Below are 21,274 nucleotides of genomic sequence, written 5' to 3' on the forward strand. Positions count from 1 at the left end.
ACTAGACGCGTCCCCCATCACATTCGCGGATGAGCAGCAAGCCTTCCTCGCTCACTTCCAGTTCCTGTCCGGCAATAACCAGCGATGTCGCGGTTGCCTCCTCGATGATGAGCGGGCCGGCAATCCTCTCGGAAGACGGGAGCCGCGTGCGCTCGTAGACGGGGCAGGACACCCAACCGGTCGTTCCGCCGAAATAGACTTCGCGGCACCCCTTGAAGGCTGCATCCAGCGACCGGCCGGCGCCATCGAGTTTCGGAATGGCAATGACCGGGCCGTGGAGCACTGCCTCCAGATGGATCATGGTAATCTCGACCGGCGAACCTGGCAGGCAGAAGGTATAGGCGCGCTCATGCGCGGCATGGAAGCGTTCCGCAAAGCTTTCAGCATCGTCTTCCATTTCGAAGGGGGCGAAGACGCCGTGCTCCTGTCCGCGATACCGAGCTTCGACGCGGCAGGCGTAGCGTATCTCAGCCGCATCGCCTTTGGAGAAATATCTGACTGCCTCACGCTTCAGCTCGTCGAAACGACGCTTCAGATTGCTGACGGCTTCAGGACCAAGGGGCGAGAACCACGTGCTGCGGAAATCGGCCCGTGGCTCCGCCGCCAGCATTCCCCAGGCCGAAAAGATGCCGGGATGCGGCGGCACGACTGTCATCTTCACACCGAGATCACGCCCGAGGCGGGCGGCAAGCGCCGGCCCCGCGCCCCCGGAAATGACAAAAGCGGCATCGCGCGGATCGTGTCCGCGCTGGACGGTTACCAGCTTCAACGCATTGATCATCGACGCATGCGCAATCTCGACGATCGCGAGCGCCGCATCCTCGACCGATAGCTCCATCGGCTTGGCAACCGTCGCGATTGCCGCCGTAGCCTTGGACTTATCGAGCTGCATCTGGCCGCCCGCGAAGCTTGCCGGATCGAAGATGCCAAGCGTCAGCAAAGCATCGGATAGCGTCGGCTTGTCGCCGCCACGGCCATAGCAGGCAGGCCCGGGTGTCGAGCCAGCACTTTCCGGGCCGACGCAGAGCGCTCCGCGCTCATCGATGCGGGCAATCGAGCCGCCGCCGGCACCGATTTCGACGATATCGACCACCGGCACCTGCACCGGATAGCCGGGTGCGATGCGGGTGTGCTCGAGCTTGTATTCGCTGTCAAGCGTCGGGCGGCTATCGTGGATCAGCGAGCATTTCGCCGTCGTGCCACCGACGTCGAGCGACAGCACTTCGGATTCGCCAAGCACGGTGCCGATACGCGCGGCACCCGCCACACCGCCGGCCGGCCCGGATTCGACCAATGTCAGCGGGCTCGTCTGTGCTTGATCGAAGGTGGAGATGCCGCCGTTCGACTGCATGGCATAATAGGGGCAGGTGAGATCGCGCTCGGTCAGCGCGCTTTCGAGCCGCGCAAAATAGCGCTTGATGATCGGTTGCACATAAGCGTTAAGCACGGCCGTATTGGAACGCTCATATTCCCGCCATTGACGGGAAACCTCGTGGCTGGCGCAAACCGTGACATCCGGCAGCGCTTCGGCGATCGCCTTGGCACAGACGATCTCATGCTCGGGATTGGCATAGCTGTGGAGGAAGACGACGGCGACGGCCTCGACCTTGCGAGCGCGGCATTCACGGACGATCAGCTCGATATCGCCAAGCTCGATGGGCGTCAGCACCCGGCCTTTGGCATCCATGCGTTCGCGCACCTCGAAGCGCAGGCTGCGCGGCACAAAGGCTTCCGGGCTCTTGAACTGGAGATTGTAGAGATCGGGGCGATTGCCGCGGCCGATTTCCAAGACGTCGCGAAAGCCGGCGGTCGTCACGAGCGCCGTGCGGACGCCCTTTCGCTCCGTAATCGCGTTGATGACGGTTGTCCCGCCATGCGCAAAGAAAATCACGTCGCGCGCCGAAAGCCCGTCCTTCTTCTCGGCAAGCTCGATTGCCGCAAGTACACCTTCGGATTGGTCGTGAACGGTCGTCAGGCTCTTGGCGGTAAAGATCTCGCCCGTGCGCTCATCATAACCGACGAGGTCGGTAAAGGTACCGCCTACATCCGTCGCCAGTCTGATCATGACGCCATACCTTCTTCATATCCGTACAGGCTGCGCGCCACCTCGCTGGTGATATAGCCATCTTCGACATCGCGGCGGACCTGTTCCCGTTCGCGAGCACGCGGATCACCCCAGCCGCCACCGCCGCCGGTGATGATCCGCACGAGATCGCCGCGCTTCAGCTCGATATGCGGTTCGCGGCCGAAATTTCGGACCTTTCCGCCGCTCTCTTTCAGCTGCAGAAGATTGATGCTGCCGGATTTACCACCTTCTATTCCCCAGGGAGGCGTGTCGGTCCGCCCAAAGCTGCAATAGGCGGAAGCACCGTCTCCGAGGATTTCATAATCGCGAATGACACCGAAACCTCCGCGACGGCGGCCCGCACCCGATCCCCCTTCCACGTTCAGCCCATAACGGCGCACGAGCAAGGGAAAGCGCGCTTCGATGACCTCGACGGAGTAATTGTAGGTATCGCCATCGGTTAGCGCGATCAGCGCATTGGCGCCATCGCCGTCCCTGCTCGCGCCCCAGCCGCCGTGTTGCGGCTCGATATGGATGAATGGCTGCCCCGCCTCGTCCTTGCCGGAAACATAGAGGACGCAGAGGCTTGTATAGGAACCGGCGGAAAAGCGCTCGGGCATAAGCTTTGCAAGGGCCTTCCAGACGAGTTCGGAAGCATGCACCGAACCCTCATAATACCAGCCCGTCGGAGAAGGCTTCTCGGCGGTGAAAACCGAACCCTTCGGCGCAATGACGGAGAGCGGCCGGAACCAGCCCTCATTGGAGGGTGCCTGTGGTGCGACCAGCGCCTTGAAGATGGTGCGCACCGCCGACTGCAGCGCGCCCGCCGCACAATTGATCGGGCCTGCGACGGCTGGCGGGCAACCGGTGAAATCCGCCGTCAGGCGATCTCCGGAAATCGTGACGGCAACCTTGACCGAAATAGGATCGGTAGTGACGCCATCGCCGTCAATGATATCTTCCGCCTCATAGATCCCGTCCGGCAATGCGGTTATGGCGGCGCGCGCCTGCTTCTCGCTGACCGACAGGAGGTGATTAAACGCGGCTTTGACGACATCGGTGCCATATTTGTGCGCAAGCTCGCCCATCCGGCGCGCAGCAACACGGACGGTCGCCACCTGAGCCGTGAGGTCGCCGATCGCGACTTCGGGCAGACGGACATTCTCGCGGATGATGCGCAGGACTTCGTCCGAGAAGCGATCGCTGCGCACCACTTTGACGCCCGGCAGCCTCAGTCCCTCTTGGAAGACGGAGGTGGCGTTCGGCGCAAGAGAACCTGGAACCGAGCCACCGACATCGAGATAATGGGCGACATTGATGGCATAGGCCAATATCCGGCCACCGAAGAAGATCGGCTTGACGATGGCGAAATCGCAGGCATGCGTGCCGCCGGAATAGGGATCGTTCGTAAGCAGGATGTCGCCATCTTCCAGATCATCGCCGTAGAGCGCGATCAGCGATTTGACCTGCGTGCCGAAGGTGCCGGTGAACAGGGTGATGCCGTTCATCTGCGCCACGAGTTCACCGTCACGGGTGAGGAGACCGCAGGCGAAATCAAGCACTTCATAGATCACCGGGCTCATCGAGGTCCTGGCCATGACCACGCCCATCTCGTCGACGGTGGCTGCCAGCTTGCCCTCGATAATCTCCTGCGTCACCGGATCGACGACGATCACGAATCTTCCCCTCATTATTATATTCGCACGCGTGCAGATTAGGTGTTTTTTCGTCCGTCGATAGCCTTCCCGATGGGTGGGCGGGCGCCTCAAAACCTACCCGAACGGGTAGGTTAGCGATCGAGCATGCCCTTTTGACGCGCTGCGGTCACGGCCGCAGTCCGCGTCGAGACATTGAGCTTGGCAAAGATATTGCGCAGGTGAAACTTGATCGTATTGTCGGACAAGGCCAGATTCCGGCCGATTTCCTTATTGGAAAGCCCAGAACTCAACAGCTCCAACACCATGCGTTCCCGGCCGGTAAAGGCATAGCCGCCATCATCGGCGGCAGGTTCGTGCACCGTCTCACCACTCATGAGCAGAGACTGGAGACGCTTTCGAGGAACGTTTGCGACAGTTGGATGATTGGCGAGTGCGCGAAGCTCGCCCAGTCCCGCGGAGTGATCGAGATGAAGCAGCGCCCGGTAGTCGTCGAGGGGGGTCGTCAACACGAGATCGGAAAGGCTGGCGGCGGCGAGATCCGCGCGGCCTTCCGCAAGAAGGATCCCTATTTCGATGAGAGCAAGCTCGATCGCGCGCGGGACATGCGGACGTTGCGACTGACCCATCCTGAACTGATCAAAGACCTCGCGCGCCTTGGCCTTCTCGCCAAGAGCCAGGTAGGCGCGTGTCCAGAAGATCGCCGGCGTGGCTCCGCGCAGATGGATGGCCAGCGCATTGGCGCGATCTGAAACGATTGCCTGCATGCCGAAGCCGTTGGCCTCGGCATGCCGGATTGCCTGATCGAGATCGCCCGATGCCATGAGCAGCATGGCACGCTCGCCGTCAATCAGTCGCGTCAGCCGATCGAAGCCGCGTCGCCGTGCCACGGCGCGAATGCGATCCATCGCTGCATGGGCGGAAAGCAAATCCTCGCGCATGCGCAGGATCCGTTGCTCGGCCATGAAGCCCGCAGCCAGAAGGTCAAACCAGGTATCATGAAGCTCAAGGTGAGGCAGCGCCCATCCGAGCATCTCTGCCGCTGGCTCCGCCTCGCCGCGCATCGACAGAACCTCGGCCTTCAACACCTGGCCGACGGCATCGAGATCGCTGCCCGGACCGATATTGGTCTGCGCTTCGCAGATCAGCTCTTCGTAGGCCGACAGAGCACTCGCACAATCGCCGGAGAGAAAGAAGGCCTGGCCGATATGGGTATAAAGGTGCATGGCGCCGAAATCGGCGCCGCCGTCGCGAAAGGCTCGAATGGCCAGATGCCCGTAGTGCAAGGCCCGGTCGAGCTCGCTGCGGATCAGGAAATTGTAGGAAAGCATGTTAAGGGCCAGCGCCCGATGAATGAGCTCCATTCCATCCGGCTGCCGCAAATCATCTTCAAGTGCGGAAAGATCGGCCGCCGTCGCCCAGTGATCCGTATAAAGCGCCAGAAGGATGCGCACGACGCGCAGGTCCTTTGCCAAGGTCGGGTCTGCAGCAGCGGCCCGTTCGGCGATGACAAGATAATGATTGGCCGCAGCAAGCTGCGCCGCCTTGGCGTTGAAGATCGAGAGCCCAAGTGTTGCAAGCGGAAAGCGGACGAGATCGATTTCCGAGGCGCGTCCGCTCAAGGCCTGAAAGAGCGTCGCGCCGCCGCGGGTGGTGGCATAGACACGCCGCCAGCCGCCAGCTGTTTCGACGATGCGCGCGGCAAGATTGGCGTCGCCCGCCGCAAGCGCATGATGCACGGCCCGATCTATGTCGCCCTGCGCCTCAAACCAGTGGGCTGCACGATTGAGTGCAAGATTGGCATCGATACCCCTGCGGCTGGCGGTCTTCTTCAGGAACTCGTTGAAGACCGGATGAAATCGCATCCAGTTGCCGGGGCCCGCCAGCAATGTGACCGGGAGCGCGTAGTCAGCCAGCCTCTCGCTGAGATCCGCCTGCTCTCTGCTTTCCAGCACGGCTTCGAGCAACGAATGATTGAAGGCCGGAAGGGCGGCCGTGCCGATGAGAAACTCACGTATGTCTTCAGGCAGATGTTCGAACACCTGCTCCGACAGGTAAGAGCCCATATCAGCACCGCCGCCATCGAACGAAGCCAGAATGCTGTCGCTCTCCTCCGATTCCGATACGAGCAGGCTCACCATCTGCAGCGCGACCGCCCAGCCTTCGGTCCGGCGATTGAAGGAACCCACCTGTTCCTCTGTCAGATGAGTGCCCTTACCGGCGAAAAGCTCTCCCGCTTCGGCATCGGTAAAGCCAAGCTCGGCAACACCGAACTGTTTGAACTCACCACGCAACCGCAATGCGGAGAGCGGAAAGCGCGGCGGGCTGCGGCTGACCAGCACCAGCTTGACATGTTCGAGCGAGAGGTCGGCGAGGATCTTCGCCATCAGCGCTTCGGTCGCATCCGTCTGGGCGAAATGATAGTCGTCGAGAAAGGCGACGAGCGGCCCCTCGATCTTGCGCAGGCGCGTCGCCAGCACGGAAAGCAGTGCCGCCGCAGGCAGGTTGCCGGCATCCGCGCCATCCTCATGAAGCAGCGTCTGCAGGGCATCGATCAACGCGAGCAGAAAGGCTTCCTGATTGGTATGTTCGGCATCGAGCGACACCCAGCAGAGCTTGACACCATCCTCCTTCAACAGCTCGTACCATTGAACGGCAAGAGAGGTCTTGCCATACCCGGCAGGTGCGACAATGGTCGTCAAACGGCGCAGTCCGGCCCGCCGGAGCTGCCGCAACAGGTCGCTACGTCTGATTGTTTGCTGCCCGCTTGATGGGGGAGCAAATCGATTCTGTCCACTCATGGGGCGGGATGATGCTGTCTTGGCCGGCAGTTTGCAACCCACGCGAAAACGTTTGCAAAGCCGGGTTTTCCCCATCTTTCGAAAGACGGCGCCTTACAGGCACTGGTTGATGCCCTCACAAAATTGCAACGGTACAGCTGAAGCTTTCCGGAATAAGGGTCGCCAGGGCTGGAGGTGACTTCCGCCGCCCTATGAATGCGCTCGAACGGACAAAATTTTGCCGTTTCCACCTATAAACGATCCGTTAGGGATTTGTTGACCATAATTGGAGGGTATAGCGATGCCGCGGACGCGGCGCCTCTGATTTCTGTTTCTCTTAGCAAGGGCGAAAGTCGTATCCGTGCATCACGTGATCTTTTCCATTCCGGCGACGGTTTTCGCCACGACTTTCTCATTCGTCGCTTGCCGGGTGGCGCTGATCGCAATGCTGGCGCTCGGTGCTTTTGCCGGCACCGCGGCGGCCGAGGATCGGGCACTCAAGCTCTTCTTCACCCACACGGGGGAAAGAGCGACCATCGTCTTCAAACGCGGCGGCAAATATGACCCGCGGGGCCTTGCTCAAATCAATCGTTTCTTACGCGACTGGCGAAAGAACGAGCCGACCAGGATCGATCCGGAATTGCTCGATCTCGTCTGGGAGGTCTATCGCCGCAGCGGCGCCAACGAGGCCATTCACGTCGTCTCGGCCTACCGCTCTCCCTCGACCAACAGCATGCTGCGCAACCGCTCGCGCAGCTCCGGCGTTGCCAAACACAGCCAGCATACGCTCGGCAAGGCGATGGATTTTTACATTCCCGGCGTGAAGCTTGCGAGCCTGCGCGCGATTGCCATGCAGATGCAGATCGGCGGCGTGGGCTTCTATCCCAATTCGGGCTCGCCCTTCGTGCATCTCGATGTCGGCAGGGTGCGAGCCTGGCCGAGAATGTCGCGCCAGGAACTCGCGCGGCTTTTCCCGAATGGGCAGACGCTGCATGTGCCGGCAGATGGCAGACCGCTGCCGGGCTATGATGTGGCGGTCGCCCAATCCAAAAAGCGGCCATCTCAAATGAGCAGCAGGATCGCAGCCGTTATGGATGACGACGACGACACCGGGTCATCGATAGCGTCGCGCAATGACACGCCCGACCGTAGCCTTCTCACCAGCATGCTGCCGACGCCCAGAAGCCGGGCCCTGACCGGGCTGGAGCTTCAGCTCGGCAAGCGAGTGACCGAAGAGAACAAGAGCCAGCCCTTTGCCGATCTTGCGCAATATACCGTTCCGCTGCCGGCTTGGCGGCCGACCAGCAGCATCCTCGTTGTCCCGGCGGCCGCACCGGAGAGACCCGCCCCTCCCGCTGTGTTCGCCAGCCTGATCGTGGGACGCAGCGACGCCGGAAAGCTCGTAGTTTCGGACAATGCGAAGAATACAGCCGATAGCGCCATGGCTAAAATGCAGCCAATGGAGCGGCTGCCGAGCTCTGCCGTGCAGGAAGTATCCGGCGGCGTCGGAGCCATGTCGACCGGTGCCATCGTCGCCTGGGCCTTGCAACCGCCGGGCATGGCAGTCGACATGACGCTCCCGAGCCTCGTCAGCGCGCCCATTCCGATGCATGACGACATGGCGGAGGCCCAGGCCGAAGCGTACGATGGCGACGACTTCGATGTCGAACGTTTCGGTTTCGAAGGCTGAAGCATTCCCCGAGGCGCGATTTGCCAGGAGTCAGCTCGGCTGTTCCGGTGATCCCGCCGCCGCATGTACTGGCAGGGAGAGCTGGGTAAGGCCGCCAAGCGTGAAGCGAAAGAGCCGGTCTGCTAGCTCCTCATCCGTGGTCGCTTCCCGTCCAAGCGCCGGAATGATCTCGGACACGCGCTTTTCGGCTACCAGCAGCATGAAGCATGGCGCCATCGTCGAAAGCGCCGCCTGAGCAACGAGCGGATGGTCCGGCGCCACGCCGATGATCTGGGCGATGACGCCGAACAGCAGGCCTTTCTTGGGCTCGATTTCCTCGCGCCGCAGCTTGTCGATGTGCGGCGTCGGCGCGATCAGTTCGCGGACAATCACCTTGGCCGGCCATGAGTGCTCATTGCCGGTTCGCACCACTTTGACCAGCAACGCGATAAATCGGCGCAGCTTCTCCTTCGGCTCGATGTCCGCGCCCACCGTGCGGGCAAGCACATCGTAACTCATCAGGCGATGATGCGCCTCGGCAAGAACGTCTTCGTACAAGGCCTCGATGCCGCCGAAATGATAGTTGACCGCCGCCGCATTCGTTCCCGCACGCAAGGCGATTTCCTTTGCAGTCGCGCGATCGAAGCCGAATTCGGCGAAGACGGCGCCGCCCGCCTCAAGCAGGCTTATCCGCGTGGCAGCCCCGTCCTGCCGATCTCGAGATCGCGCCGTTCGTCTTATGCCTCTGGCCATTGCTTTCGCTTTCTATTAATTCAAATATTAATTTGAAATTTGAATTTGACAAGTGTTATAATCGTCCCGCGGATCGATCTCTGTCACCGTTCGTTTCATCAAAGCTGGCATCTCTTTGGAGTTCAAATACAGTATGCAGCGCGTCATCATCATCTTGCTCCTGTTGATCGCCGCCGCGGGCGGAGCCTGGTGGTATTTCCATCGGGACAACGGCTCGAACGAGCTTGTTCTTTATGGAAATATCGACTTCCGGCAACTTGCCCTCGCCTTCAACGGCAGCGAACGCGTCGCCGAAGTCCTTGTCGAAGAGGGCGCGCAAGTCAAGAAAGGCCAGGTCGTCGCCAGGCTGGATACGAGCCGTCTTCAGCCCCAGGTCGCCCAGGCCGAGGCGCAGGCAGCAAGCCAGCGGGCCAATCTTGAGCGCCTCAAGAACGGTAATCGTCCGGAAGAGATTGCGCAGTCCCGCGCCAATCTCGAATCCGCCAAGGCGGAGGCGGTCAATGCCCGCGCCCAGTTCGAGCGCCAGAACACGCTTGCTCCCAAGGCCGCCGTCAGCCAACAGGCTTTGGATGAGGCGCGCTCTGCCGCCGCCGTTGCCGACGCCAAGGTCGTCGCCAATCAGAAGGCGCTCGATCTGCTTGTCGTCGGTTCCCGAGTCGAGGACATTCAGGAGGCGGAAGCGCAGCTTCATGCATCGGAAGCCAATGTCGCGCTTCTGCACCAGCAGCTTGCCGATGCCGAACTGAAAGCGCCGGTCGACGCCATCGTGCAGTCCAGACTGATCGAGCCCGGCGAGATGGCCTCACCCACGCGAGCGGCATTCTCGCTTGCGACGATCAGCCCGAAATGGGTGCGCGCCTATGTCTCGGAAACACAGCTTGGAATGCTTCGTCCCGGTATGAAGGCTAACGTCAGCGTGGATTCGCTGCCCGGACGGGCGATCCCCGGGTGGATCGGCTTCATCTCCTCGGTTGCGGAGTTCACGCCGAAATCGGTGCAGACGGAAGAGCTGCGCACAAGTCTCGTCTATGAAGTCAGGGTCTTCGTGGACGATCCCGATAACGCGCTGCGGCTGGGCATGCCGGCAACCGTCCGGCCGCTTCCCGGCGAGCAGGCGAATGTCGCAACCGCACAGCAGCAATAGAGTGGGAATGCCATGAGCGCCGGCGATCTCTCGGTCACAGCAAGGAATGTCCGCAAGACCTTTCGCCGCGACACCGGCGAGATGGTGGAGGCGCTTGCCGATGTCTCGCTGGAGGTCCGCAAGGGAGCGCTGACCGCCCTCGTCGGCCCGGACGGTGCCGGCAAGACGACATTGCTGCGCCTGGCATGCGGCCTCATCGCGCCGAATGAAGGCAGTTTGCAGGTGATCGGCGTCGATATTGCTAGGGAACCGCAGCGCGTTCAGGACCGGATCGGCTATATGCCGCAGAAGTTCGGTCTCTACGAGGATCTGAGCGTTCAGGAGAACCTCGATCTTTACGCCGATCTGCATGGCATGACGCAATCCCAGCGTGACGAGACCTATCCGCGCCTCTTCGAAATGACGCAGCTCGGTCGCTTCAAGGAGCGGCCGGCGGGAAAATTATCCGGCGGCATGAAGCAGAAGCTCGGCCTTGCCTGCACGCTGGTGCGGGCGCCGGAACTGCTGCTTCTCGACGAACCCACGGTCGGCGTCGATCCGCTGTCGCGACGCGAGCTGTGGGAGATCGTCTTCAAGCTCGTCAAGGAGGACGGGCTTTCGGTGATCGTGGCAACCTCCTATCTCGATGAGGCCGAACGCTGCGAACATGCCGTGCTGATGCATGCGGGCAAAATCCTCGATCAGGGGCCGCCGGCGGAGATTACGGCAAAGGCCGATGGCTGTTGCTTCATGGTACAAGGTCCGGAGGACATGCCGGCTAGATCGCTGCAGGCGCGCTTGTTCGCGCTGCCCGGCATTGTGGATGCCGTGCCGGAAGCCGGCCGCGTCCGGATCGTGCGCAAGCCGGAGCAGACGCGCGAGCCGCTGCGGCTGAATGAGACTGAGCTCGATACCGAGAGCGTCGCGCCCCGGTTCGAAGACGCCTTCATGATGCTGTTTTCCGCCGTCGTCGGCGACGCCGAGCGCCAGACGCACACCGGCCAGCCGTCCGACCGTCGCAACGGCGATGAAACGGTCGTGCAGGTGCGCGACCTCCTCCGCAAATTCGGGGACTTCACGGCCGTCGACCATGTGAGCTTCAGCGTCCGCAAAGGTGAGGTCTACGGCCTCCTCGGTCCGAATGGCGCAGGAAAGAGCACGACGTTCCGGATGCTCTGCGGCTTGCTTCCGGCCACTGGCGGCACCTTGATGGTCGCCGGCTCCAATCTGCTGACGGCAGGTGCGAAGGCACGAGAAAAGCTGGGTTATGTCGCGCAGAAATTCTCGCTCTACGGCCAGCTCAGCGTCGACGAAAATCTGGAATTCTTCGCGAGCGCCTATGGCTTACGTGGCCGGCGCAGAAAGGACAGGATCGTCGCCCTGAAGAGCCAGTTCGAACTCGACCAGTTCTCAAAGCTGCCGAGCGGACAGTTGCCAGGCGGATTCAAGCAACGACTGGCGTTGGCCGCGGCGCTGCTGCACGAGCCGGACATCCTGTTCCTCGATGAGGCCACAAGCGGCGCCGATCCGCTGGCACGCCGGCAATTCTGGGGACGGATCACTGCCCTCTCCGAACAGGGCGTCACCATCATCGTGACGACCCATTTCATGGAAGAGGCCGAATATTGCGACCGGATCATCATTCTCGATGCCGGCAAAAACCTGGCTGAGGGAACACCGGTCGAAATCCGGGCTCATGCGGGAGCGCACGGCGAGGCGGCAGCGACGATGGAGGAGGCCTTTATTGCGATCGTCGAGAAGGAGCGCCATAGGAAAATGGAGCAGGCGGCATGAACCAGTCCAAAGACAGCTCCGGCCAAGGATTGCGCGCAACCTTGCGCCGCATTCGCGCCCTCATCCGCAAGGAAACCTGGCAGCTCCTGCGCGATCCGAGCAGCATTGCGATCGGTATCGTCATGCCCGTGGCCCTGCTGATCTTGTTCGGATACGGCATCAATCTCGACGTCAAGAACGTTCCCGTCGCGATCGTCATGGAAGAAAATTCAGCCGAGGCGCGCAGCCTCGCTTCGGCCTTCGAGCTCTCAAGCTACTTCTCCCCGAAGCCCGTCAAGACGATGGCGGAGGCAGAAAGGATGCTCTTATCCTCCGAAGTGCGGGCGATCCTGCGCATTCCCTCGGATTTCTCGCGGAAGGTTGCTCAAGGCGGTGGCGAAGTTCAGGCCGTCGTCAACGGCAGCGATGCCAATACGGCGCGCATCTCGCTGAGCTATGCCGAAGCGGCCGTTGGCGTCTGGGCCGCCAAGGAAACCTCGCGCAAAGGGACGGCCGGCGGCAGCGGCGTCACGATCGAATCCCGCCTGTGGTTCAACGAGGCCAATGACAGCAGCTATTTCCTCGTCCCTGGTCTCGTCGTCCTCGTTATGACGCTGATCGGCGCGCTGCTGACCGCCCTCGTCATGGCGCGGGAATGGGAGCGCGGCACCTTTGAAGCGCTGTTCGTAACGCCGGTGCGCTCGACGGAGATCCTGCTCGGCAAGACCGTCCCCTATTTTCTTCTGGGGCTTGCGGGCCTTGCGCTCTGCGTCGTCGGCAGCCGGCTTCTCTTTGGCGTGCCGCTTCGCGGATCCTTGCTGGTCCTGACCGTCGTATCCATGCTCTATCTTCTCGTCGCGCTGGGACTCGGCCTTGCCATATCCTCAATCACGAAGAGCCAGTTCATTGCCAGCCAGGTCACAGTTCTCGTGACCTTCCTGCCAGCCATGATGCTTTCCGGTTTCATGTTCGATCCGAGGAGCATGCCTTGGGCCGTGCAGATCATCACCTACATCTTCCCCGGCCGATATTTCGTTACCCTGCTGCAAACCCTGTTTCTCGCCGGCAATATCTGGAGCGTCATCCTGCCCAATGCCGCAGTGCTTGCCGGCATGGCGACAGCACTTTTGGCCCTTGCCGTGCGCATGACCCGCAAGAGGATCGCATAGCCATGTTGATCGCATCGCTTCTGCGCATCCTGACCCTGATCCGCAAGGAACTTCTCGTTATCCTGAAGGACCCGAGAAGCCGGGCAAGCCTTGTCGTGCCGCCGATCCTGCAATGCCTGATCTTCGGTTACGCCGCCACCTACGATCTCAATCATGTTCCCTATGCGCTCGTCGACCAGGACAGGACGACGACATCGAGAAACCTCGTAGCAAAGCTCGAGGGATCGGGCATTTTCGAAAGGGTGGCGACACTGACGCAGACCGGACAGGCCATCCGCTTGCTCGATACCAAGCAAGCCGTACTCATCATCGTCATCGAGCGCGATTTCGAACGACAATTGGAAGCCGGCACCACGGGCACGGTGCAGGTCGTCGCGGATGGCAGGAATTCCAACACCAGCGGCATTGCGCAAGGCTATGCCAACACGATCGTCAGCGACTTCACCTCCGACTGGCTGGCGCAAAAGGGGAGTTCCAACAGCAGCATGAGGGTCACGACGCGGGCATGGTATAACCCGCAACTGGAAACGCGATGGAGCATGGTCCCCTCGCTCATCGGGACCATCACCATGCTGATGACGATGATGCTGACGGCCATGTCCGTTGCGCGCGAACGCGAGGAAGGCACTTTCGATCAGTTGCTTGTGGCACCGTTCACGCCGACCGAAATCATGATCGGCAAGGCCGTTCCCTCGATGATCGTCGGCATTACCCAGGCATCGACGATCCTGCTGGTGGCCTTGTTCTGGTTTCGTATCCCGTTTGCCGGTTCGTTCCTGACGCTTTATCTCGGGCTCAGCCTCTTCCTTGCCGCGGCCATCGGCTTCGGGCTATTCCTATCGTCGATTGCCGCCAACATGCAGCAGGCGATGATCCTCTGCTTCGTCTTCCTGATGCCGTTCATGCTGCTCTCCGGTCTGATGTCGCCGACCGACAACATGCCGGAAGTCCTGCAATATGCGACGATGATCAATCCGCTGAAATACGCGATCAGCATCACGCGCGGCGTCTATCTCGAAGGTGCCGGCATCGACGCGCTGTTTCCGGATATGCTGGCACTCGTCGCCATCGCCGCCGCGACGATGCCGGTTGCCGCCTGGATGTTCCGCCACCGCTTGAACTGAACCACATCGCGTTTTTCCCGCGATCGCTCCGAGGGGATCGAGGGCGGCGAACTCATGCATTGTCTGCCGGGATGCTTCCTACCGCAGATCCTCGCGCATGCGAGTTGCCGGGAAGTGCGGGAAAGCATGCCGTGCTCATCGCCGAAGAATGACAGCCGGCCTATGCGGCCTCTGCCAGTTCAACCCGATTTCTTCCACTCGCCTTCGCTCGATAGAGTGCCTTATCGGCAGCCTCGAGCACATGCTTGAAATCCGTCGTCGGCTCAAGGGAGCAAGCAATACCGATGCTAACGGTGACATGGACGGCTTCCTGCTCAAACATCAGGCTTGTGCCCTCGATGTCCTTGCGAATTTTCTCCGCGACGGCAGCCGCAGCCCTCATATCCGTGTTCGGCAGCAACACGACGATCTCCTCGCCGCCATAGCGGGCCGCAATATCGGTCTTGCGCACGGTTTGCCTGATAACATCGGCCAGCCGAGCCAGAACGGTGTCGCCGAAGGAATGGCCCCAGCTGTCGTTGATCTTCTTGAAATGATCGATATCGAGCATGATAATCGAGAAAGGGATGCGCCGCGTACCCGCTTCTTTGCTGCATCGATCGCCTTCGCGCTGCAGCACGCGGCGGTTGGGCAGCCTTGTGAGTGGGTCGAGGCTCGCTTCATTCTCCAGCGCACGCTGTATGCCGATGCGATATTGCTCCCGCTGCAGCAGGTCTGACAGCAGCATGACGCCGAGGATATTGACGATCGTCACCGGAAGTGTCGCCGAGAGGAGCAGGGCGTGCGCAACCGCCCACGGCAAAAGGAAGACAACCACAATGGATGAGCAGGTCGCCAGACCGAACAGGGCCGATCGCCTCCATCCCGTGCCAGTCCATTGTCGCGGCAGCAGACTGAGCGCATAGCCCACGGCCGCAACAATCACGATGCCGGCAACGCCGACCACGGCGCCCATGCCGCCCACCATGAACCGAAACAGGGCCATCATCACCGCAGCGACAATGGTTCCTAGAAGGCCACCATAGATCGGCGTAAGAACAAGGAGGATCGACCGGCCATCCTGGATCACACCTGGCATCCATTGGATGGGATCGCCCATGGACAGGATGCCGACCAGCCCGAACAGCAGCCCGACGGCCACGGATTTCAAAGCGCCGCGCTCGACGATACGGATGACCCAGGAATAGGCATAGACAATGATCGCCACCTGGCCGAGGACACGTATTAGCGAGATCAAATGTGTTTCGATTTCCATGGCTATTCCCAGTCTTCGCTACGCGCCGCAATGGATGAGCTGTGGCGGCATGGTCGAAGTCCTTACGAGATACCATGCGATCTCTAAAAATAGTTTATATGCTTCTCATCGATCGGCAGTGCGGCAGGATCACGGCACGAATTGACGCATTGCGCTTGTGATAGGCCTGCCCTATGACTGGGACCTTATCCGCGAATGCGGTGGTGGGGACAAGCATGCGGAAGACAATTTCGCGTATAGGACAGTGGAGCACGCGCATTCTTTGCGCCGTTGCGCTGTTGCTCGTCGGCTTCGCCCATCAATCGATCGTCGCAACCGCGGACGAAATATCCCCGATCGAGCTTGCGCAATACAGGCTTCCAGACGGATCACTGCCCGTCCTCTGCATCACCTATAAGGATGCCGACGGCAAGGTACATGGGAAAGCCTATGCGCCTGGATGCGAGGCATGCCGGATCGCGTCCGCTGCGATGCTGCCCACACCTCCGACCGACATTTGCGAGCGCCTTGCCTCCGCGCGCGGAGAGACCGTCATCGCAAGATCGGAGGCTTTTCACCGCCAGCTTTATCCGCCGAATACAGGACCGAGAGCGCCTCCCCTCCTTGACACCGTTGGCTGAACCGGCGTTGCGGCCTCGCCGTGACGCCCGCCGTCAACGCTGCCGCATCGCGACCCTTTGGTCGTAAAATCTGAGGATTGGTGTTCCTGACTGTACTTTGCCGAGGAAGACGGGGCCGATTGGTCCGGCTGCCCAAGTGAAGCAAGCTCACCTCGAATGGCGAACCATCGCCACCCCTCCCCAGATTGATCGTGGCAGCCTGCCGATCTTCGGAGGATTTCATGTCTGCCTTTACCGCTGCAGAGCCTGCAGCCGCAGCAACCCATAATGTCTCGCTCTATCGCGCGATCTGGCGCTGGCATTTTTTCGCTGGCCTTCTCGTCATTCCCTTCATGCTCAATCTGGCGATCACCGGCTCGCTCTACCTGTTCAAGGACCAGATCGACGACACTTTCTATTCGCATCGCTACCTCGTTGCCGAGACCGGCACGATGCTGCAGCCACAGCAGATCGCCGATGCGGCACTCGCAGCCTTTCCCGGCACCCGCGCAACCTCCTATCACGAAGCGTCGGCACCGAACCGCTCGGCCTGGATAACCGTATCCAAGGGCGGCCAGTCAACCATCGTCTACGTCAACCCTTATGACGGCAGCATTCTGGGGTCGGTCGGCTCGAAGCAGGAATTCGGCTGGGTGGTCAAGCGTATCCACAGCCTCGAATATTTCGGGACATGGACCAATCGCCTCATCGAGATCGTCGCGGGCTTTGCCCTCGTTCTCGTGGTGACCGGCATCTATCTGTGGTGGCCGCGACAGCAGAGCGGCGGCGTGCTCACGGTTCGCGGCAATCCGTCCCGGCGCGTCTTCTGGCGCGACCTGCATGCCGTGACGGGGGCCCTTGCCGGCATCCTCATCTTCTTCCTGGCCTTCAGCGGCATGCCATGGTCCGGTTACTGGGGCGCCAATGTCAATGCCTGGCTGACGGCGAATAATCTCGGAACACCGGCTGCGGTGTGGGACGAGGTGCCGAAATCGACGAAGGTCACACAGGATATTGTCAGCCGCGCCGGCTGGGTGGTCGAGAATGCGCCTGTTCCGCTTTCCGATATCGCGGCGGTGCAATCGTCAAGGCCGATCGGCCTGAACAAGGCCGTCCACATCATGCACGGCCTGGGCATGGTCGCCGGTTCCGATCTTGCCATCCCAACGGATGAAACCGGCGTCTATACCGCAAGTCACTATTTCGGCGACCTCGGCAAGGAACGCACCATCCACATCGATCAATATTCCGGCAAGCCGCTCGTCGACATTTCCTATGACCAGTATCCGGCGCTCGGCAAGGCGATCGAATGGGGCATCAACGTCCATCAGGGACAGGAATGGGGCCTTTTCAACCAGCTTCTGATGCTGGCCGCCTGTCTTGCCATCGTTCTTTGCTGCGTGACGGCTGCGACCATGTGGTGGAAGCGAAGGCCATCGGGCCGTCTCGGCGTGCCGCCGATGCCGCCGCAGAAGTCCGTCTATGTCGGCCTCTGGCTCATCGCCATTGTCTTCGGGGTGGCCTTCCCGCTGACGGGAGCCGCCATCGTCGCGATGCTGCTCCTCGACCAGTTCGTGGTTCGTTTCGTGCCGCCGCTCCGGCGTTTCTTTTCCTGACGAGATCGGGCGGAGCCCAAAGGCTTCGCCTGCCCACTTCTTTTCCGGATCAAGGATATCGATCATGCTGAAACAGATTTTTGCCCTTGCCGCTTTCGGGCTGGCATTCCTGTCTTCCTCCCTCGTCTTTGCCGAGGATGTCAAAATCGGCAACCTCACCATTTCCGCGCCCTATGCTCGCGCCATGGTGCCGGGAGCTCCCGTCGGTGGCGGTTATATGACCATCACGAATACGGGCGGCACCGACGACCGGCTGGTGGCTGCGAGTTCACCGCGCGCCGCGACAGTCCAGATTCACGAGATGAAGATGGACAACGACGTCATGATCATGCGCGAGCTTGCCGGCGGCCTGCCGATACCGGCGGGCCAGACCGTCGAACTCAAACCCGGCGGCTATCACGTCATGTTCATGAAGGTTGCCGAGCCCTTCCTTCAGGGCCAGACGGTGAGGGCAACGCTCAAATTCGAAAAGGCCGGCTCGGTCGACGTCGATTTCCCTGTGGGATCGATAGTGGCGAACAAGGAGACGGCCCATGTCAAATAGACGACGTTTCGTTGCAACCGCCGTCGCCCTTACGCTTGCCGCCGGTGCGGGTGTGATCGGCTACGCGACGTTCCTCATGGTTCCTGAGGTGCAGGCCACGGGCAGTCACAGCACAGCCTTCACGCTCACGGACGATCGCGGTGAGCCCATCACCGAAAAGGCCCTGTCGGGCCATCCCTCGCTCGTCTATTTCGGCTATACGCATTGCCCCGACGTCTGCCCGACAACGCTCTACGACATGGCGGGCTGGTTCAAGACGCTCGGACCGCAGGCCGATGGGCTGAAAGCCTATTTCTTCACCGTCGACCCGGAGCGCGACACGCCGGAGATCATGCATAGCTACACGGGCAATTTTACCGACCGCATCACCGGGATCACGGGTGATCCCACCGAAATGCAGAAGGCCATCAAGGGCTGGCGCATCTATGCCAAGAAAGTGCCGAGCCCGGACGGTGGATACACCATGGATCATACCGCCTCCGTGCTGCTCGTCGATGCCGGCGGCAATCTCAGGGGCACCATCGCCTATCAGGAAAACAACGATGTCGCGCTGCAGAAGATCCGAAATCTGCTGCGGCAGGATTAATTCCGTGGCGCGTAAGCACCATCGGGAAAATCGAAATTCCGTCCGGCTCTGCCCGTAGCGGATATCGGCGATCGAGCGATCGCCATCACACGATCCGCAGACCTTCCGCGGATCATCAACAGGATGAGGAAACCAAATGCCCCCGATCAAGAAATTGCTCTTCGCTGCCGGCGTCATCAGCATCGCCTTTGCCAGCCAGGCCATGGCACACGCCCATCTGAAGTCGGCCGTTCCGGCAGCCGACGGCACAGTCAAAACCGCACCATCCGAACTCGACCTAACCTTCTCGGAAGGCCTCAATCTGAAATTCAGCGGCGTCAAGGTCACCGGCCCCAACAAGGCGAGCGTAAAGACCGGAGAAGGCATGCTGATGAACAGCGGCACCACGCTGATGGTGCCCGTGACCGACAAACTGCCAGCCGGCAAGTACACGGTCGAATGGCATGCGCTCTCCACGGACGGCCACAAGACCAACGGGAGCTACAGTTTCACCATTGCGCCTTGACCGGCCCGAAGGCTGCCCGCAATTGCGCGGACACCCTTCGCCCTTCCATTTCCGGCTCAAGCCGAGCCGGAAATGCAGCCCTGCAGGAAGATCGCCGCGCATTCGGTCGCGCGGGTTCTTATTTCCTCGTCGTCAGGAGCCTGGCGCTGGCCCAGCATGACAGCCCGCTGCGGCTCCATGGTCATCATACCCCTGAGGAAGCCGGCCGCGAGGGGGATATTGGCAATTCTAATCGCTCCCTTATCGTGCTGGCTGCGCAGCCAGACCTCGAAAACCACGCTCGATGCCTTGATCGCCCGCTCGTAAAAGGAGGCCGCGATTTCGGGAAAGCGATCGGCCTCGGCTACGGCCAGACGATTGATCGCGATGGTTTCCGGGTCCAGTGCCAGACGGCCGTAGGCAATCAGGATCTGTTCCAGCCCATGATGCAGATCCGTGTGCCTGAGCAAGCCCTGATCCACTTCGACGTTGAAGCGCGCGATGCGATCCGTAATCACGGCATTGAAGATCTCGCCCTTGCTTTCAAACAGCCGATAGACTGTTTTGGTCGATACTCCCGCATCCTGCGCGATGTCGTTGACGCATGCAGCGGCATAGCCTGCCTCCAGAAAACGCTTGCGCGCGGACGAAAGCACGATCGCCTTGGTGTCGTCATCACAGCGGATCTGCGGCCGTCCTCGTGGTCGTTTCGTGGCTTTTTGATTTAGGACCATATATATTTTCCAAAATCCGGTTGACTTGGATTTTATAGTGCTTATTTTGGAAAATATCAAGTTTCTAAAATGAACTTGGCCGCTACCCCTGCCCGGCAGCGACCGCTGTCAGGAGCAAGTACATGGCTAACAATCTGCATATCGTAACGTCCGAAGGCGCTTCCAGCGAGGCGCAGGGGACTGTTAAGGCGAAAGCCAAGGAAGGGATAACAGCCGAGCCCCGACCGGAGGCACCGCAGGGCCAGGTGGGCGGCAATGCTGCAGCAAGGCGCAGCAAGACACCGCGCCGGCTGATGTATGGCGTGGGCGCGATCGCCATTATCGCCGCCGTGGGCTATTACGGGCACGACTATTGGCAGAACGGCCGTTTCGAGGTGTCGACCGACGACGCCTATGTCCAGGCCGACAACAGCTCGATCGCCCCGAAGATCTCAGGCTATCTGGCGGAAGTGCTGGTCAAGGACAATGAGACAGTAAAGGCCGGCCAGCCGCTCGCCCGCATCGACGACCGTGACTTCCGGGCCGCACTCGACCAGGCAAGGGCCGATGTCGCCGCGGCTTTGGCGACCATAGAGGCCGAGCAGGCTTCATTGGATATTCAGCAGTCGACGATCGCCGCGGCCCGCGCAACGCTGGATGTGGACAAGGCCAACGAAACCTTCGCAGAGCAGAACAACAAGCGCTACGCCAGCCTCGCCTCCAACGGCTATGCGGCCGTGCAGACCGCGCAGCAGGCCGCATCGCAGATCGCCGCGGCGCAGGCCTCCATCGTCCGGGATACCGCAACGCTGGAAGGCGCCGTCAAACAGGTCGCACTTCTGAAAGCCCAGATCGCACAGGCAACCGCCGCCCTGCAGAAAAGCCAGGCCGTCCAGCATCAGGCCGAGCTGAACCTTTCCTATACGACCATCATGGCTCCCGTCGACGGCACCGTCGGCAACCGTACGCTGCGCATCGGCCAATATGTCCAGGCGGGAACGCAGCTGATGTCGCTCGTGCCCACCGACCAGGCCTATGTCGTCGCCAATTACAAGGAGACGCAGCTGACGAACGTGCATGCCGGCCAACCCGTCGATATCGAAGTCGACATGTTCCCCGGCAAGGTCTTCCATGGTCATGTCGACAGCCTTGCGCCGGCGAGCGGACAGGAATTCGCCCTACTGCCGCCGGACAATGCGACCGGCAACTTCACCAAGGTCGTCCAGCGCATTCCAGTCAGGATCGCGCTTGACCCGCAGACCATGAATAGCGGTGAACTTCGCCCGGGAATGTCCGTCGAGCCGAGCATAAACACCAAAGCAGACGCCGCACAGCGGAACTGACGGCGGGAGTCCCCACAATGTCC

17 protein-coding genes are annotated in these 21,274 nt (G+C 60.9%); 11 read left to right on the forward strand and 6 right to left on the reverse strand.

The genetic code is table 11. From position 1 onward, the window contains the following. Position 1: 1 nt before the first annotated feature. The 3 genes from FBZ99_RS22110 to FBZ99_RS22120 all read right to left on the reverse strand — a co-directional run bounded on the left by FBZ99_RS22110 (position 2) and on the right by FBZ99_RS22120 (position 6,422). On the reverse strand, positions 2-2,065 hold the full coding sequence (locus tag FBZ99_RS22110; protein WP_113350756.1) for a hydantoinase/oxoprolinase family protein: 2,064 nt from the start codon (positions 2,063-2,065) through the stop codon (positions 2-4). Beyond that, complete coding sequence (locus FBZ99_RS22115) at positions 2,062-3,756, reverse strand: hydantoinase B/oxoprolinase family protein (protein ID WP_113350755.1); 1,695 nt, start codon at positions 3,754-3,756, stop codon at positions 2,062-2,064. The genes FBZ99_RS22110 and FBZ99_RS22115 overlap by 4 nt, the downstream gene beginning before the upstream one ends. Positions 3,757-3,854: 98 nt before the next feature. Then, the gene (locus FBZ99_RS22120; protein WP_246661168.1) at positions 3,855-6,422 is read right to left on the reverse strand and encodes a LuxR C-terminal-related transcriptional regulator; all 2,568 of its coding nucleotides are present in this window, start codon (positions 6,420-6,422) and stop codon (positions 3,855-3,857) included. 439 nt (positions 6,423-6,861) lie between these two features. Here FBZ99_RS22120 and FBZ99_RS22125 point away from each other — a divergent pair, with 439 nt between their 5' ends. Beyond that, positions 6,862-8,190 carry a DUF882 domain-containing protein gene (locus FBZ99_RS22125; RefSeq protein WP_246661169.1) on the forward strand — a complete coding sequence of 443 codons (1,329 nt, stop codon included), beginning with the start codon at positions 6,862-6,864 and terminating at the stop codon, positions 8,188-8,190. Between the two features lie 30 nt (positions 8,191-8,220). Here the strand turns inward: FBZ99_RS22125 and FBZ99_RS22130 are convergent, their stop codons facing one another. Then, complete coding sequence (locus tag FBZ99_RS22130) at positions 8,221-8,922, reverse strand: TetR/AcrR family transcriptional regulator (RefSeq protein ID WP_113350753.1); 702 nt, start codon at positions 8,920-8,922, stop codon at positions 8,221-8,223. Positions 8,923-9,055: 133 nt separating this feature from the next. Here FBZ99_RS22130 and FBZ99_RS22135 point away from each other — a divergent pair, with 133 nt between their 5' ends. From FBZ99_RS22135 to FBZ99_RS22150, 4 genes are read left to right on the forward strand one after another with little or no spacing between them, the layout of a single operon-like run. Further along, complete coding sequence (locus FBZ99_RS22135; protein ID WP_113350752.1) at positions 9,056-10,066, forward strand: efflux RND transporter periplasmic adaptor subunit; 1,011 nt, start codon at positions 9,056-9,058, stop codon at positions 10,064-10,066. A 12-nt stretch (positions 10,067-10,078) separates the two neighbouring features. Then, the gene (locus FBZ99_RS22140; RefSeq protein WP_113350751.1) at positions 10,079-11,839 is read left to right on the forward strand and encodes an ATP-binding cassette domain-containing protein; all 1,761 of its coding nucleotides are present in this window, start codon (positions 10,079-10,081) and stop codon (positions 11,837-11,839) included. After that, entirely contained in the window at positions 11,836-12,987 is a 1,152-nt protein-coding gene (locus tag FBZ99_RS22145) for an ABC transporter permease (protein ID WP_113350750.1), read from the forward strand. The genes FBZ99_RS22140 and FBZ99_RS22145 overlap by 4 nt, the downstream gene beginning before the upstream one ends. A 2-nt stretch (positions 12,988-12,989) precedes the next feature. Next, positions 12,990-14,111, forward strand: coding sequence for an ABC transporter permease (locus FBZ99_RS22150; RefSeq protein WP_113350749.1), 1,122 nt, complete (start codon positions 12,990-12,992; stop codon positions 14,109-14,111). A gap of 160 nt (positions 14,112-14,271) precedes the next feature. On the opposite strand, the gene FBZ99_RS22155 is transcribed toward FBZ99_RS22150, so the two are convergent. Then, positions 14,272-15,366 carry a GGDEF domain-containing protein gene (locus FBZ99_RS22155; protein ID WP_113329465.1) on the reverse strand — a complete coding sequence of 365 codons (1,095 nt, stop codon included), beginning with the start codon at positions 15,364-15,366 and terminating at the stop codon, positions 14,272-14,274. Positions 15,367-15,581: 215 nt separating this feature from the next. Between FBZ99_RS22155 and FBZ99_RS22160 the strand changes: the two genes are divergently transcribed. From FBZ99_RS22160 to copC, 5 genes are all read left to right on the forward strand, one after another. Next, the gene (locus tag FBZ99_RS22160) at positions 15,582-15,986 is read left to right on the forward strand and encodes a hypothetical protein (protein ID WP_173004571.1); all 405 of its coding nucleotides are present in this window, start codon (positions 15,582-15,584) and stop codon (positions 15,984-15,986) included. Positions 15,987-16,207: 221 nt separating this feature from the next. Next, positions 16,208-17,581 (forward strand): PepSY-associated TM helix domain-containing protein, encoded by a 1,374-nt coding sequence (locus tag FBZ99_RS22165; RefSeq protein WP_145634832.1) that lies wholly within the window; start codon positions 16,208-16,210, stop codon positions 17,579-17,581. 64 nt (positions 17,582-17,645) lie between these two features. Continuing rightward, positions 17,646-18,125, forward strand: a complete 480-nt coding sequence (locus FBZ99_RS22170; RefSeq protein ID WP_145634835.1) for a copper chaperone PCu(A)C — start codon at positions 17,646-17,648, stop codon at positions 18,123-18,125. Beyond that, complete coding sequence (locus FBZ99_RS22175; RefSeq protein WP_145634839.1) at positions 18,115-18,711, forward strand: SCO family protein; 597 nt, start codon at positions 18,115-18,117, stop codon at positions 18,709-18,711. Before FBZ99_RS22170 ends, FBZ99_RS22175 begins: the two co-directional genes overlap by 11 nt. A gap of 136 nt (positions 18,712-18,847) precedes the next feature. Beyond that, positions 18,848-19,216, forward strand: coding sequence for a copper homeostasis periplasmic binding protein CopC (copC, locus tag FBZ99_RS22180; protein ID WP_145634842.1), 369 nt, complete (start codon positions 18,848-18,850; stop codon positions 19,214-19,216). A gap of 56 nt (positions 19,217-19,272) precedes the next feature. Here the strand turns inward: copC and FBZ99_RS22185 are convergent, their stop codons facing one another. Then, positions 19,273-19,929 carry a TetR/AcrR family transcriptional regulator gene (locus tag FBZ99_RS22185; protein ID WP_145634845.1) on the reverse strand — a complete coding sequence of 219 codons (657 nt, stop codon included), beginning with the start codon at positions 19,927-19,929 and terminating at the stop codon, positions 19,273-19,275. 122 nt (positions 19,930-20,051) lie between these two features. Between FBZ99_RS22185 and FBZ99_RS22190 the strand changes: the two genes are divergently transcribed. Further along, positions 20,052-21,251 carry an HlyD family secretion protein gene (locus FBZ99_RS22190; RefSeq protein WP_145634848.1) on the forward strand — a complete coding sequence of 400 codons (1,200 nt, stop codon included), beginning with the start codon at positions 20,052-20,054 and terminating at the stop codon, positions 21,249-21,251. Positions 21,252-21,274 lie beyond the last annotated feature (23 nt).

Origin of the sequence: Rhizobium sp. ERR 1071 (assembly GCF_007828675.1) — a bacterium.
GTDB lineage: Bacteria > Pseudomonadota > Alphaproteobacteria > Rhizobiales > Rhizobiaceae > Rhizobium > Rhizobium dioscoreae.

Excerpts from the sequence above, each read along its gene's own strand:
- FBZ99_RS22110 (WP_113350756.1), bottom strand. The coding sequence starts at position 2,065 with ATGATCAGACTGGCGACGGATGTAGGCGGTACCTTTACCGACCTCGTC.
- FBZ99_RS22115 (WP_113350755.1), bottom strand. The coding sequence starts at position 3,756 with ATGAGGGGAAGATTCGTGATCGTCGTCGATCCGGTGACGCAGGAGATT.
- FBZ99_RS22130 (WP_113350753.1), bottom strand. The coding sequence starts at position 8,922 with ATGGCCAGAGGCATAAGACGAACGGCGCGATCTCGAGATCGGCAGGAC.
- FBZ99_RS22135 (WP_113350752.1), top strand. The coding sequence starts at position 9,056 with ATGCAGCGCGTCATCATCATCTTGCTCCTGTTGATCGCCGCCGCGGGC.
- FBZ99_RS22140 (WP_113350751.1), top strand. The coding sequence starts at position 10,079 with ATGAGCGCCGGCGATCTCTCGGTCACAGCAAGGAATGTCCGCAAGACC.
- FBZ99_RS22145 (WP_113350750.1), top strand. The coding sequence starts at position 11,836 with ATGAACCAGTCCAAAGACAGCTCCGGCCAAGGATTGCGCGCAACCTTG.
- FBZ99_RS22150 (WP_113350749.1), top strand. The coding sequence starts at position 12,990 with ATGTTGATCGCATCGCTTCTGCGCATCCTGACCCTGATCCGCAAGGAA.
- FBZ99_RS22155 (WP_113329465.1), bottom strand. The coding sequence starts at position 15,366 with ATGGAAATCGAAACACATTTGATCTCGCTAATACGTGTCCTCGGCCAG.
- FBZ99_RS22160 (WP_173004571.1), top strand. The coding sequence starts at position 15,582 with ATGCGGAAGACAATTTCGCGTATAGGACAGTGGAGCACGCGCATTCTT.
- FBZ99_RS22165 (WP_145634832.1), top strand. The coding sequence starts at position 16,208 with ATGTCTGCCTTTACCGCTGCAGAGCCTGCAGCCGCAGCAACCCATAAT.
- FBZ99_RS22170 (WP_145634835.1), top strand. The coding sequence starts at position 17,646 with ATGCTGAAACAGATTTTTGCCCTTGCCGCTTTCGGGCTGGCATTCCTG.
- FBZ99_RS22175 (WP_145634839.1), top strand. The coding sequence starts at position 18,115 with ATGTCAAATAGACGACGTTTCGTTGCAACCGCCGTCGCCCTTACGCTT.
- copC (WP_145634842.1), top strand. The coding sequence starts at position 18,848 with ATGCCCCCGATCAAGAAATTGCTCTTCGCTGCCGGCGTCATCAGCATC.
- FBZ99_RS22185 (WP_145634845.1), bottom strand. The coding sequence starts at position 19,929 with ATGGTCCTAAATCAAAAAGCCACGAAACGACCACGAGGACGGCCGCAG.
- FBZ99_RS22190 (WP_145634848.1), top strand. The coding sequence starts at position 20,052 with ATGGCTAACAATCTGCATATCGTAACGTCCGAAGGCGCTTCCAGCGAG.